This window comes from Aeromicrobium choanae, assembly GCF_900167475.1.
Taxonomy (GTDB): domain Bacteria; phylum Actinomycetota; class Actinomycetes; order Propionibacteriales; family Nocardioidaceae; genus Aeromicrobium; species Aeromicrobium choanae.
In genome coordinates this window covers 2,854,696-2,867,653 of sequence record NZ_LT796768.1, presented here as the reverse complement: position 1 = coordinate 2,867,653, position 12,958 = coordinate 2,854,696, and the positions used below count along the sequence as shown (strand labels likewise).

Sequence of the window (12,958 nt, the reverse complement as noted above, 5' to 3'; positions counted from 1 at the left end):
GTCCGTCCGGGGCAGATCGTGAGGGAAAGCCCCGCTCGGTCCGCTCAGCGGGTGCGGTGGGCGATGTCGTCGGCGAGGACGCCGGGCCAACGCCGCACGTCGTCGGGCGTGTGCGCCACCTGGAGCGTGGCGTGCGGCATGAGGTCCACCAGCGCCTCGGCGGTGGACAGCGGGTGTGCGGGGTCCTCCACCCACGCCAGCACGGTGGTGGGAACGTCGATGCGGGCGATCTCCTCAGGGGCCGGGAGGTCGCTCAGCGACGCACCGCGCAGGACGGACGGCAGCAGCTCGGGGCGGACGTGGGGCACGGTGTCGGGGTGCCCCACCGTCGCGGGCGGCTTCGGGGCCGAGCGGTCCAGCTCGAGGAACGGCTCGACGCCCTGCGCCTCGATGGCATCGGCCATCTCCCGGTAGTCGTCGGCGCGCGCCGCGCGGGTCTCCCAGGCCGTGGGCGGCAGCAGCAGCGTGAGGCCGTCGAAGCGGCCGGGATCGCGCACGGCGGCGTGCAGCAGCGTGCCAGCACCCATGGAGGGCCCGACCCCGTGCACCGGCTCGTCGGGGAACCAGAAGTCCAGCAGCCGCAGCAGGTCGTCGGCCAGCGTCGACCACCGGTAGTCCTCGGGCACTCCCCTGCCGGACGAGTGACCGTGCCCGCGGGCGTCGTAGCGCAGCAGGCGGGTGTCGGACAGGCCGCGCCCCAGGTCGAGGTCGAGCACGCGGTCGCGCGACCGGCTCGACGTCAGGCCGTGGAGCTGCACGACGGCGTGCCCGGACTCATCGCTGAACGCCCAGGCGAGCTCGGCATCCGGCACGGAGAACCTGTGCACGACGGCTCCTGATCTGATGGGGTGACCGGGGCAATAGGTTACTGGCATGCGTCTCACGCACGTCGCGCACCTGCGCCTTCCGTTCGGCCCGCTGCTCAGCCACGAGCTCGTCGTGTCCGAGCCCGGACCGCAGCTGCCCGTCTCGTTCGACCAGGCGCGCCACGTCGGCTTCGGCGACCGCACCGGGTCGTGGATGGCGCTGGCCATGCGGCTGGGCGCTCCGGTGCCGCGCGACGACCTGGCGGCCGCGTGGTGTGCCGTGGTGCAGGCGCACGGGACGCTGCGCTCGGTGTTCGTGCCGGGGACCGACGGCTCCCCCACCCTGCACGAGGTGACGGTGGAGGCCGGACGATGGACCGAGCACGAGGTGCTTCCGGGTCAGTCCATGAACGATGCGCTGCGCGATGTGCTGGACGAGGGCTGCCGCCCCTACCAGCGGCCCTCCCACCGGTTCTGCGTCATCGAGACGGCGGACGGGCCGAGTCTCATCATGGCGGCCGACCACGCCCACGTGGACATGTGGTCACTGCTCGTCATGGCGCGCGACCTGCTGGCGGTCCTCGACCAGATCCGCGAGGGGCGGACGGCGGAGCTGCCGGAGGTGCCCCCGTTCGCCGAGCACACGGTCGAGCTCGCGCGGCTCACGCCCGCGCCGGAGGAGATCCACCACCGCTGGGACGAGGTCATCGAGGCGGGCGGCGGGGCGATGCCGCGATTCCCCCTCCCTCTCGGCGACCCCACGCCCCAGCCCGAGCGCGTGGTGATCCGCGACGTGCTCGACCTCGGCGAGCTGGCGGCGTTCTCCGCGCGGGCCGCCGATCAGCGCGTCTCCACGCTCGCCCTCGCCGTCTCCGCGATGACGGCGACGACGCTCGAGCTCGCGGGCACGCCGCTGCGGACGGTCTTCCCCGTGCACAGCCGCCACGAGGACCGGTGGCACGACTCGGTCGGCTGGTTCATCACGAACTCCGTGCTCGAGTCCGCCGACGAGGACCCGCGGGCGTGCTCCGCTGCCGTGAAGGAGGCGATCCGGCTGGGCTCGTGGCCGTTGGCCGACCTGATGAAGCCCTGGGGCGGGATGCCCGAGCAGCCGGGCATGTTCGCCGTCTCGTGGCTCGACCTGCGTCGCCTCCCCGTGCGGATCGACACGGCCGGGCTCGACGCGCAGTACGTCGGCGCGGCCATTCGCACGCATGGCGTGATGCTCTGGTTCATCATCGACGACTCCGGCGTGCACCTGCGCTGCCGCTACCCCGACACCCGCGAGTCGCGGAGGAATGTCGGCGCCTGGCTCGACGACCTGGTGGCGCGGATGCGCGGTCTGGCGACGGGTTCGGCCTCCACCGAGGGCTGAGTCCCGGACGGCGAGGGATCAGCCGGCCACGGCCTCGGCCGCCGCGAGGACGGCGAGGACGTACTCGTCGGAGTGGTTGTACGAGTGGATGGCCCGGCTCCAGCCCTGGCCCGTGCTCAGGTCCTGGCCCGCGGCGCACAGGTAGCGCGCCGCCGCGAGTGCGGCGTCGTCCAGGTCGTGCGGGTCCTCGACCCCGTCGCCGTCGCCGTCGGCCCGCCAGCGCTCCCACGTGGACCCGATGAACTGGAACGGCCCGACCGCGTGGTCCCAAACGGGGTCGCCGTGGCGGGCCGTCGAGGCCGCGTCTGCCGGTATCGCCGCCAGGCCCGGTGATCCGTCGAGCGCGGGTCCGATCACCGGCACGGTGGTGCGGCCCTGCGCGTCGAGGGTTCCGCCAGCGTGTCGCCCGTGGTCAGACTCGACCGTGGCGATGCCGGCCAGGGTGGTCCATCCCAGGCGGCACGCCGGCTGCTCGGTGCCCAGAGCGAGGGCGGCGTCGGCGTACGCGCCCACGGCGACCGCGGGGATGCCCGTGCGGTCCGCGTTCCGGCGGACCCAGGTGGGGTCGACGCCCGATTGGGCGGTGGCGTCGACGGACGGGGGCAGCGCGGAACCGGCACCGATCGAGAGCTCCTGCACTCGGTCCGTCCGCGATGGTGAGCGTGGCCACTCCCCCGGTGAGGGCAGCGGCGCCGACGACGGCCAGGGTGCAGATCCCGGCCACGGCCACGGCGGCGGTGAGGGCGAGCCGCAGCCGGGCCGCGCGCCTCATCCGAAGCGGCCGTTGACGTAGTCGTGCGTCCGCTGGTCCTGGGGCGAGGCGAACATCGAGGCGGTGTCGCCGTGCTCCACGATCACGCCGGGTGTCCCCTGCGCCGCGAGGAAGAACGCGCACTGGTCCGAGACGCGTGCGGCCTGCTGCATGTTGTGCGTGACGATGACGATCGTCACCTCGCGCGCCAGCTCGATCATCGTCTCCTCGATGACTCGCGTCGAGGTGGGGTCCAGGGCGGAGCAGGGCTCGTCCATCAATAGGACCCGCGGCCGGATCGCGAGTGAGCGCGCGATGCACAGGCGCTGCTGCTGACCGCCGGAGAGACCACCGCCCGGCGCGTCGAGGCGGTCCTTGACCTCGTTCCAGAGCCCGCCGCGGCGCAGGCAGGACTCGACGAGCTCGTCCTTGGTGGACCTGCTGGCGCGGGTGCCGGTGAGCCGCAGGCCGGCCAGCACGTTGTCGCGGATCGACATGGCCGGGAACGGGTTGGGCTTCTGGAACACCATGCCGATGCTGCGGCGCACGTCCATGAGCTTGCGGCGCGGGTCGTAGATGTCGTCGCCGTCGAGGCGGACCGCGCCCGCGAACTGGGCGCCGTCGACGAGCTCGTGCATGCGATTGAGGGTGCGCAGGAAGGTGGACTTGCCACAGCCGGACGGGCCGATCAGCGCGGTGACGCGTCCCGCGGGCATGTCGAGCGACACGCGGTCGAGGACGTGGTGGCGGCCGAACCAGGCGGAGACGCTCTCGGCGTGGAGGCCGGCCGGTGTGGGCCCGTCCACGACCGGGATGACGGTCGTCTCTGACTCCACGAGGGGAATGATCGACGTGTCGGTGGTGACGCTCATGAGGGGTTCCTTCGATGGTGAGGGCCGGGCCGGGGCGGGCTCGAGGAGCACCGCCCCGGCCGCGACCCGGGACTCAGCGGGTGACCTTGACCTTCAGGGTCCTGGCCTTGGCGCCCGTGACGTTCCGGTCGCCTCCGTACGACACCACCAGCCGGTGCGTGCCCTTCTTGAGCTTCGCCAGCTTGACGGTGACCTTCCCGTTCCTGACGACGCCGCGACCGACGACCTTCGAGCCGGCCTTCACGGTGACCTTGCCCGTGACCGGCACGCCCGCGGGCTTGACCGTCACGCGCAGCACGCCGCGCTGCGACGCCTTGACCTTGGCCTTCACGAGCTTGGCGGTCACGCTGCCCTTCGCCTTGGCGATCTTGAGCGTGAACGTGCGGCTGGCCGGGTCGACGGACGCCGAGCCGGGCAGCGAGGCGACCACGCGCAGGGCGCCCGCAGCCGTCCCGGCCGCGACCGGGACCGTCGCCGTGCCGCGCGACAGGGGGTAGGCCCTGGCCGCGCCGGTGCCGACCGCGACCCGCACGGAGCCGGTGGCGGCCGCGCCGTTCACCGTCGCCTTGACGGTGACCGTCTTCGCCTTGCCGTACGGGGCCGAGACACCGGTGACCGTCACCGCGGCGGGGGTCTTGACGACGACCTGCTGCGGGGCGGACTCGGACGGGGTGAAGTCGTTCGCCCGAGTCGGCACGAACGTCGCGGTGTACTGGTGCGAGCCGACCGAGACACCGGACAGCGTGAGCGAGGCGACGCCTCCCGAGGTGAAGGCGGACCCGACGACGGACTCGCCCTCACGGAACTCGACCTTGCCGGCCGCGGGTGCGCCGCCACCGGTGCCGACCGTCGCCCGGAGGGCCACGGTGCGGTTGCCCGGTGCCGAGGCCGCGAGCGTCGTCGTGGTGGCGACCGCGTCGGCCTGGTCGGAGGTCTTGAGGTTGGAGACCGGATCGGTGACGAACTGGCCGCACGCGCCGCCGTCCTCCGTGGAGGCCAGCTGCTCGAAGCCGGCCCTCTCGATCACGGCGCGACCATCCGGCCCGCAGATCCAGCCGTCCTCACCGAAGACGTTCGTGAGCGTGGACCCGAGGGTCCCGCTCGCCAGGTCCGCGGTGCGCACGACGTTGTAGACCGCGCGCGTCGCCTTCCAGCCGCCGAGCGCGTCGACCGTGGAGGTGATCGTGGCGCGGGCGCTGGAGAACGGCGCGATCGCGTTGGGGTCGCCCTTCACGTCGACGTCGCTGTGCTCCTGCGTGGAGCTGGCGACGGGGGTGAACGGGATGCCACCGTTCGCGGCGGTCAGCTGCGACGTGAAGAAGCTCAGGGTGCCGGAGCCCGACTGCGGGATGAGCGCCCTGATGGCGCCCGGCCGGCCGCCGACCTGGCTCCAGTTCGTGACCTCGCCCTTGTAGATCCGCAGGATCTGGTCGATGGTCAGCTCCGCGGGCGCGTTCGTGGCGCTCGAGCTGACGGCCATCTGCAGACCGTCGACGGCGAAGGCCGCCTGCTTGAGCCCGCCGGTGATCTCGGCCGGGTTGAGGGTGGACGAGGACCGGGCGAACGAGACGTGGGGGTTGTTGTCGGGAGCGTAGAGCAGCTTCTTGCCCGCGCCCGAGCCGTTCGGACGGGTGATCGCGGCGAGTCCGCTGCGCAGCGTCACGGTGGCCGGTGCCCCGTCGGCCGCGAACGACGCGATCCGGCCCGAGGCACGGCCCGCGTTGTAGGCGACCGCGATGTCGTGCGTGACGATCTGGGTGGTGTCCGATCCGACACCGACGAGGTCGTCGGTGGTGTTCGGGACGAAGGTCGGATCGAAGGGGTTCACGTCGGCCGCGACGGCGGGCGACATGAGGGTCAGCGTCGAGCCGACCACGAGGGCCGCACCGGCCGTGACGGCCGATACACGGTTTCGCTTCATCGGGGGTTCCCTTTCCTCGAGCCGGCGCTCTGCCGGGTCTCGTGCGGCACGCTATGAGGGATCCCTCGTGTGGCGCGGTGCTTGCGGTGAACGGCAGGTGAAAGGCGGAGGGCCATCTGGCACTCACACCAGATTCGGCAGCAGGCTCACGCCGAGATCGGTCGCGATCCAGGCCAGGGCGACGAGTGGGGCCGACAGCAGGACCCAGGCACGGGCTCTCCCGAGCCGGGCGCGCGCATAGGTCGCGAGTGCGACCACCGCTGCGACGCCGGCCAGGACCAGCGCCAGCAGGGGCAGGACGGACGTGTCACGGCCCATGGGCTGCTCCGCCTCGGGCACCGAGGGCACGCGAGGAGCCCCGGCCTCGTGCGGCTTGGAGACGAGCTCCGCGTCCACGAAGACCACCGCGCCCGGGGACAGTGCCGCGAGGCGGCCCTGACCCTCGGCGCCGACGAGTACGAGCCGGCCCGCGCCCGGTGCCAGCGGCTGCGGCAGCGGGTCGCCCGCGCGCCTGAGCCCACTGACCTCGTAGGCCGCCCGGCCCTGCCCCGTGACGGTCATGATCGGGTCGCCGACGCGCAGGTCGTCGAGCCCGCCGAACGGTGCGCCGAAGGTGCTGCTGCGTCCGTAGAGGACCGAGGTGCCGGGCTGTCCCGGCAGGACGGTGTCGCGCCGGTGCCCGGGTCCGCCGAGTGTCTGGCTCGATGCGGTGCCCTCGACCACCACCTCGCTGATGCCCCGGCCGGGGATGGTCAGCGTGGAGACCGGCGTGCCGGGATCGATGACTCCGCCGACCGGCGCGGTGGCGGAGGCGAGGTCCGTGCGGAACTGGGCGTGGAGCACGTGCTGGGCACGGTCGTGCGAGACCCCGCCGAGGACGAGCAGCTGCAGGACGACCCAGGCGCACACGACCGCGACCACGGTCAGCGCCTCGGTCACGACCGCGATCTCGGCCGGCAGGGCGACCGGTGCGGCCACGGGTCGTGGCTTCGCCCGCCGCCCCGGCACCCGCACGCTCCAGGTGGTCACCGCCGTGCCCTCGCCGCCGCGACGCCCCGCAGGACCGGCCCGAGCGCGCCCGCCGCCAGGCCCACGCACAGCAGCAGCGGCAGCAGCATTCGTCCCGACGTCGAGGTGATCGCGCTCGTGGGCTCCGTCGCGACCATGGTGGCCTTCGCCGGTCCGGAGGCGCGGGCCTGCTCCGGCGGGACGTCGCCCTGCGGCGCCGTCACCGAGGTGTCGGGACCTGAGCCACCGCCCGCCGACGCGGTGGTGGTGTCGTTCGTCCCCGGCGCACTCTCGGGCCGCTGCGCAGCGATGAGGTCGGCCGCGTGCCGCGCCGCGTCGTACAGGCGCTTCGTGACTCCCGCGGCCAGGATCGGCAGGTAGCCCGACGGCAGCGTGCCGTTGGCCGACCCCGGCCGCTGACCCTCGCTCGTGGCGACGCGGATGAACTGGGAGACGTGCTGGGCGTCCTTCGGAGCCAGGCCGCGCGTCCGCGCCACGGTGTAGACGATCATCGTCCCGGGGTAGGCCTGCGGTCGCTTCGCCAGCGCCCGCGGCGTGATCTCGAAGGCGCCGGTCGAGCCCTTCACGGCCGTCGCGGTCCCGACGGCGGCCGCCATCGACGAGCGGGTCGGCGACACCCAGGTCTTCCCGGAGGTGCGCACCGCCGCCGTCCTCAGGCCGAGCCGCTCGGCGTCACCGAGGCTGACGACGCCCAGCATGAAGCGCGCGCCGACGCCCTGGCGGTCGGCCCGCCCGAACTTGTACGGATCGGAGCTGGAGGGCCGCTCGCACTTGGTCTGCACGTTCGGCCAGGCGTCGAGCACCGCCTCGGCGATCGTGCGCAGGCTCGAGACCGGTGCGGCGAGCTGCGTGAAGTAGGGGGTGCTGAGCTGCTGCTGGCAGTCGAGGTCGTACTCGGGCACGAACGTGTCCAGCAGCGGCCACTCCGCCACGGGCAGCTTCAGCCGGCGGTAGCTCGGGTTGATCGCCATGCCCCACGGATCGGCCTTCCCGTCCATGAAAGCCCGGGCCTCGGGATCGGCGGCGATGTAGGAGGTCAACGAGGTCATGACGTCCGAGGACTCCGACAGGGACAGCACCGTGGCCGCCGCCTCGCGAGTCGTGGCGTCCAGGCCCGGGTTGAGCGCCTGGAACTCGGGGTCCTGGTTGAGGGACTGCGGGTTGCGGCCCATCCCCGGATGCTGCGCTCCGTAGGCGGAGCCGGTGTAGGACTGCGTGAGGAGCTTCGCGAGGAGGCGCGGGGTCAGCCTCAGCCGGTCGTACTCGCCGGCGTTCTTCGGCCGGTCGATGACGTAGGAGATCGCGAACCCGGTGACGGCGGTGGGCGCGTAGGCCACGGGGGCCTCGTCCTCCTGCTCGCGACGCCCTGACACCAGCGCCGCCGGCGCGCCGCCCTTCTCCACCAGGGCGAAGGCGGCCTCGTCGGACATGCGGTTGTGCTGGAACTTGAAGCGCTTCCTCGACAGGCAGTAGGCCGGTGCCCACTGCAGTGCCGCCTGCGACATCAGCTCGGAGCCGTAGAACGCCGTCGGCGCCCGCGAGTCGAGGACGTCGCACACGTTGGGCGCGGTGCCGAACGTGACCGGGATCGTGATCCGGTTGCGCCAGTTCGACCCGGCCCACCAGTAGGAGGCCGAGACCGCGTCGTCGACGCCGTCACCGGCGAAGTTGCTGGAGCCGGGGGCGAAGCGTCCCGTGCGGGTGCACTCGTCGTCCCCGTCCACGCAGCTGAGGCCCATGACCGGGATGACGACGATGGAGCACGCCACCGTGTCGCTGCAGCCGAGGGACTCGTTCTCGGTGGCGGTACGGACCTCGAAGCTGGTCGACCCGGTCCCGTCGGCGTCGGTGTACGCGGCCTGCTCGGCGGCGGGCAGGGCGGCGTCGACGGCCGCCTCGGGCGCCATCGTCTCGGCGCTGCAGGACGTGTACGACTTCCCCTTCGCGTCGACGAACGTCACGGCGTGCGCCGAGAAGCTCGGGACGTCGTCGCACCCGCTCGTCGGGAATGGGTCGATCCCGCTCTTCTGCCTCGTGTCGCCCTCGCGCGCGTGCAGGTCGCGACGCCAGATCGCCTGGCGCTCCGACGTCGACCGGAAGCGCTGCTGGGCCGTCGAGGTCCAGCACGTCTCCGGCGAGACCCGCTTCGCGGCTGGCAGGGCGGCATCGTCCCGTCCCCGGCACTGGAGGATGACGACCGGGTACTCCTGGCGCAGGCCGGCCGCACCGAACGGGCTGGCCGCGCGACCACCGCTCGGGTGGGCACCCTTCCAGGAGATCTGGACGCGCTCGCGGCCGCGGAGGTCCTGCGTGTGATCGACCGTCACCGACACGCGGCGCTTCTCGACCGACACGGCCTGGCCGTCCTCCTCGAAGGTGCGGTCGACCTCCTTCGTCCGGCTGAAGGACGAGCCCGACGCGGCCTGCGCCCCGGGGGTCACGGCGGGCGGCAGACCGGCCACCACGACCAGCAGGGCGGGGATCAACAGCAGCGTGCGCTTCATCGGACCTCTCCTCGACGACGCAGGAACGCCGCCACCATCCCGGGTATCAACACGATCGCGAGCAGCTCGAGGGCCGCCACGGTGCCGAAGACCCGTGAGTCCCCCGGCCGTGACGACGTCAGCTCGACCGGCACGGCCTGGGCGTTGCCGCCCGTCGCGCCGGCGGCCTGCACGGCATCGCCCGTCACGGGGTCGATGGCCCCGCTCTCGGGCGCGGCGTCCACCGCTGCGGACGGGCCGCCCCCCGCGCCGGTGGACGCCCCTGCGGACGAGTCCTTCGCCGTCTTCTCGGCCTCCTCCAGCGTGGTGGGCGCCGAGCCGGTTCCGCCGTCGCAGGGTCCGGCACCGGCCTTGTCGCAGGCCGCCGGCTTCGGGGCGATCTCGGCGAGCTTGTTCTTCGACAGGTCGCCCGCGACGAAGGTGGGGTTGTTGCACGACTTCACGTCGCGCCCGGCGATCTCGACCTTCGGATCGGCGGCCTTGAGCCGCTTCAGCTGGTCGAATCCGGCCTTCACCAGGTTCAGCGGCAGCGGCGAGTAGCCGTAGGCGCCGGCCTTGGACTGCCCCTCGCACAGCGAGTAGTACATGAAGTCCGCCAGCGTCTGGCGCTTCGTCGTGGTCATCCGGCGATCGGACGCACCCGTCGGCAGCAGCATGTAGGAGTACGAGCTCAGCGGGTACGCGCGCGGGTCCGCCGCGTTGTAGACGCCGTCGAGGATCTGGGTCAGGTAGTTCTGGGAGCCCTTGTCGGTGTTGATCCGCGCCTTGGTGAGGGCGACCGCCACGTTGTACTGGGTCGGCTCGACGAAGAAGCCGGAGCGGTTCAGCACCTTGACGACCGGGAACTTCTTGTTGACCGGGTACGAGTACTCGACGTAGCCGATGGTCCCGTTGCCGGCCGCCCCCGCGATGGTGTTCATCACCTGGTCGGAGCCGGCCGCGGCGATCGTGTCACCACGCCGCGGGTAGTACGAGGTCAGGCCGGACTTGCCGAAGAAGCCGCGCCACACCTTGGGGTACTGGGCATCCATCCAGCGGGTGAACTGCGCGGTGGTGCCCGAGCCGTCGGATCGGACCACCGGGATGATCTTCAGCGACGGCAGCTTGCGGCCGTTGTTGTCCTTCGCGATCGCCGGGTCGTTCCAGTTCGTGATCTGGTTCGTGAAGATCTTGGACAGTGTCTCGCCGGAGAGCCTCAGGTTCTTGACCAGCTTCCCGCCGACGCGGATCTGGTACGAGAACGCGGTGCCGCCGGCGATGATCGGCATGTAGGCGAACTCGCGGCTCCCCGCGGTGTCGGCGTTGCCGCTCTCGTCCTTGCCCTGGTAGGGGATCTCGGTGATGCCGAAGTCGGTGACGTGCTGCGCGAAGGCCTTGCGCCCCTGCGAGGACCCGCCTCCGTTGTACGTGACCTTCATGCCGTTCGCGTTCACGTCGGCGATCCACTGCTGCACGATCACCTCGGACCAGGTGGAGCCCGATCCCTCGATCTGGGCGTACGCGGCGTGCGCCGGGCGGATCGACGCCAGCGCCACGACGGACATCACCGCCAGCACGAGAGCGAGGCGCTGGTACCGGCTGCGGAGCGGGGACAGGGTCATCGGGAGACCTTTCGGGGGCGGGCGAGGCGGCGAGCGATCGCGAAGAGCACGAGCACCAGCAGGAGCAGGACGGTGGCGGCCGCGAAGGCGCGCTCGATGTACATCGGCTCACCGCTGCGCACGGTCGAGTAGATGAACAGCGGCAGGGAGTTCATCACGCCGTCGGTCGGGTCGAGGACGAGGAAGGAGGCGGCACCGGAGGTCAGGAGCACGGGCGAGGTCTCGCCGATCCCCCGCGCGACGCCGAGGATCAGGGCCGTGGCCAGGCCCGGCCGGGCGGTGGGCAGGACCACGTGCCAGACCGTGCGCCACCGCGACGCACCGAGGGCCAGACTCGCCTCGCGCAGGCCGCCGGGAACGACGCGCAGCACCACGTCGGCGGCGCGGGCGATGATCGGGAGCATCATCACACCCAGCGCCATCGCGGCCGCGAACCCGGATCGGTCGATCCCGAGGGCCACGATGAGGGTCGTGTAGATGAACAGCCCGGCCACGATCGACGGCAGCGCCGTCATCGCCTCCACGACGGTGCGGACGATGCGCGCGTAGCGGCCACCGACCTCGGTCATGAAGACCGCCGTGCCGATCCCGAGCGGCACGGTGACCAGCACGGCGATGCCCACCTGGATCAGGGAGCCGACGACCGCGTGCAGGATGCCTCCGCGGTCGAACGCGTCCCGTGGCCCGACGCCCGACATGTCCTGCGTCAGCAGCGAGAAGTGGAACAGTGCGCCCAGCCCGCGGTACACGATGAACGCCACGGTCGACAACAGGGCGACGGCGACGATGAGGGCCGCGACGTGGACGAGTGCCGCGACGACACGGTCGACGACCACGGGTCGCGGCTCGGTCATCGCCGTGGCCACGGCCAGCACGCCCAGGCCGGCGACGACGGTCGAGATGACGAGCGGCAGGAGCCCCGTCCACGGCAGCAGCCGCGCGTTCACGATCCACGCCAGTGAGAAGCCGGCCACCCACGAGCCGATCTCGACGAAGCGGTCCTCGGCCGTCACGGTGGAGAGCCGGCGGGTGCCGGCGGGCGGCTGGGGCGTGGCCGGCTCGGACCGGGCGATGGTCGTGCTCATGCGTCGGTCCCCGCTCCGGAACGGCTCCGCGAGACGACGACGGCCGCCGCGGTGTTGATGAGGAGTGTGATCACGAACAGGACGAAGCCGGCCGTCAGCAGGGCCTGGAGCTGTCCCCCGCTGGCCTCGCCGAACCGTCCTGCGATCAAGGCCGAGACCGTGTTGGTGCCGATCTCGAGGACGCGGGGCTTCAGGACGAAGGCGGGCGAGATGATCAGCAGGACGGCGATCGTCTCGCCGAGGGCACGGCCCAGGCCGAGCATCGTGCCGCCGATGATGCCGCCACGCCCGAAGGGCAGCACGACCGAGCGGATCATGCCCCACCGCGTGGCGCCGAGCGCGTACGCCGCCTCCCGCTCGCCGAGCGGCGCCTGGCTGAACACCTGGCGCATGATGGCGCACGCCATGGGGATCACCATCATCGCCACAGCGAGGCCGGCGATGAAGGCCGAGGCCGTGTAACGGCTCTGCTCCCAGATCGCGGCCCCGGGATCGGCCTTGACCTCGAAGAACGGGAGGAAGCCGAGGTGCTGGTGCATCCACCTGGCCACCGAGCTGGCGTGCGGCTGGAGCAGGAAGAACCCCCACAGCCCGTAGATGATGCTGGGCACGGCCGCCATCAGGTCGACCATCGAGATGAGCGGTCCCCGCAGCCGCGCCGGCGCGTACTCGCTGATGAACAGCGCCGTGGCGAGAGCGAGCGGGAACGCGACGACGAGCGCGACGGCGGCGACCGAGAACGTGCCGACGAGGACCGAGCCGATGCCGACGACGTCCGCGTCCGGCTCCCACTGCGTCTCGGTGAAGAACGAGAGCCCGTAGTGGCGCAGGGTCGGCACCGCCTGCAGCGCCAGGAAGAGGCCGATCCCGCCGGTGATCAGCAGGACCGTCGTCCCGGTGGCGCGCATCGCGAGGTCGAAGACGCGGTCGGCGCCGGCCTGGCCGCCGCCGATGGCGCGGGGGGCGTCCGGTGCAGCATCGGACGGCGCCCGGGTGGGCAGGACCGTGGTCACA

The 12,958-nt window shown here is 72.2% G+C and carries 10 protein-coding genes; 1 reads left to right on the top strand and 9 read right to left on the bottom strand.

Translation table 11 applies throughout. From position 1 onward, the window contains the following. Window positions 1-44: 44 nt before the first annotated feature. The gene (locus B5D60_RS13850) at window positions 45-827 is read right to left on the bottom strand and encodes an alpha/beta fold hydrolase (protein WP_153303035.1); all 783 of its coding nucleotides are present in this window, start codon (window positions 825-827) and stop codon (window positions 45-47) included. Between the two features lie 46 nt (window positions 828-873). Here B5D60_RS13850 and B5D60_RS13845 point away from each other — a divergent pair, with 46 nt between their 5' ends. Next, on the top strand, window positions 874-2,181 hold the full coding sequence (locus B5D60_RS13845) for a condensation domain-containing protein (protein WP_153303034.1): 1,308 nt from the start codon (window positions 874-876) through the stop codon (window positions 2,179-2,181). A gap of 18 nt (window positions 2,182-2,199) precedes the next feature. On the opposite strand, the gene B5D60_RS16830 is transcribed toward B5D60_RS13845, so the two are convergent. The 8 genes from B5D60_RS16830 to pstC form a co-directional block, all read right to left on the bottom strand. Next, entirely contained in the window at window positions 2,200-2,820 is a 621-nt protein-coding gene (locus B5D60_RS16830) for a lytic murein transglycosylase (RefSeq protein WP_153303033.1), read from the bottom strand. A 129-nt stretch (window positions 2,821-2,949) separates the two neighbouring features. Then, a complete protein-coding gene (locus tag B5D60_RS13840) occupies window positions 2,950-3,804 on the bottom strand; it encodes a phosphate ABC transporter ATP-binding protein (protein WP_078700700.1) in 855 nt (284 codons plus the stop codon). 73 nt (window positions 3,805-3,877) lie between these two features. Then, window positions 3,878-5,725, bottom strand: a complete 1,848-nt coding sequence (locus B5D60_RS13835; RefSeq protein WP_078700699.1) for an Ig-like domain repeat protein — start codon at window positions 5,723-5,725, stop codon at window positions 3,878-3,880. Window positions 5,726-5,848: 123 nt separating this feature from the next. Further along, window positions 5,849-6,754, bottom strand: a complete 906-nt coding sequence (locus B5D60_RS16825; protein WP_153303032.1) for a sortase — start codon at window positions 6,752-6,754, stop codon at window positions 5,849-5,851. After that, complete coding sequence (locus B5D60_RS16820; protein ID WP_153303031.1) at window positions 6,751-9,258, bottom strand: hypothetical protein; 2,508 nt, start codon at window positions 9,256-9,258, stop codon at window positions 6,751-6,753. Before B5D60_RS16820 ends, B5D60_RS16825 begins: the two co-directional genes overlap by 4 nt. Then, window positions 9,255-10,859 carry a substrate-binding domain-containing protein gene (locus B5D60_RS13825; RefSeq protein WP_231948797.1) on the bottom strand — a complete coding sequence of 535 codons (1,605 nt, stop codon included), beginning with the start codon at window positions 10,857-10,859 and terminating at the stop codon, window positions 9,255-9,257. The genes B5D60_RS16820 and B5D60_RS13825 overlap by 4 nt, the downstream gene beginning before the upstream one ends. Continuing rightward, window positions 10,856-11,944 (bottom strand): phosphate ABC transporter permease PstA, encoded by a 1,089-nt coding sequence (pstA, locus tag B5D60_RS16815; RefSeq protein ID WP_153303030.1) that lies wholly within the window; start codon window positions 11,942-11,944, stop codon window positions 10,856-10,858. Before pstA ends, B5D60_RS13825 begins: the two co-directional genes overlap by 4 nt. Then, the gene (pstC, locus tag B5D60_RS13815) at window positions 11,941-12,957 is read right to left on the bottom strand and encodes a phosphate ABC transporter permease subunit PstC (RefSeq protein WP_153303029.1); all 1,017 of its coding nucleotides are present in this window, start codon (window positions 12,955-12,957) and stop codon (window positions 11,941-11,943) included. The genes pstA and pstC overlap by 4 nt, the downstream gene beginning before the upstream one ends. Window position 12,958 lies beyond the last annotated feature (1 nt).

What these genes read in the sequence shown, in the direction of transcription:
- B5D60_RS13845 (WP_153303034.1), top strand. Translation starts at nt 874, where the DNA reads ATGCGTCTCACGCACGTCGCGCACCTGCGCCTTCCGTTCGGCCCGCTG.
- B5D60_RS13840 (WP_078700700.1), bottom strand. Translation starts at nt 3,804, where the DNA reads ATGAGCGTCACCACCGACACGTCGATCATTCCCCTCGTGGAGTCAGAG.
- B5D60_RS13835 (WP_078700699.1), bottom strand. Translation starts at nt 5,725, where the DNA reads ATGAAGCGAAACCGTGTATCGGCCGTCACGGCCGGTGCGGCCCTCGTG.
- B5D60_RS16820 (WP_153303031.1), bottom strand. Translation starts at nt 9,258, where the DNA reads ATGAAGCGCACGCTGCTGTTGATCCCCGCCCTGCTGGTCGTGGTGGCC.
- B5D60_RS13825 (WP_231948797.1), bottom strand. Translation starts at nt 10,859, where the DNA reads ATGACCCTGTCCCCGCTCCGCAGCCGGTACCAGCGCCTCGCTCTCGTG.
- pstA (WP_153303030.1), bottom strand. Translation starts at nt 11,944, where the DNA reads ATGAGCACGACCATCGCCCGGTCCGAGCCGGCCACGCCCCAGCCGCCC.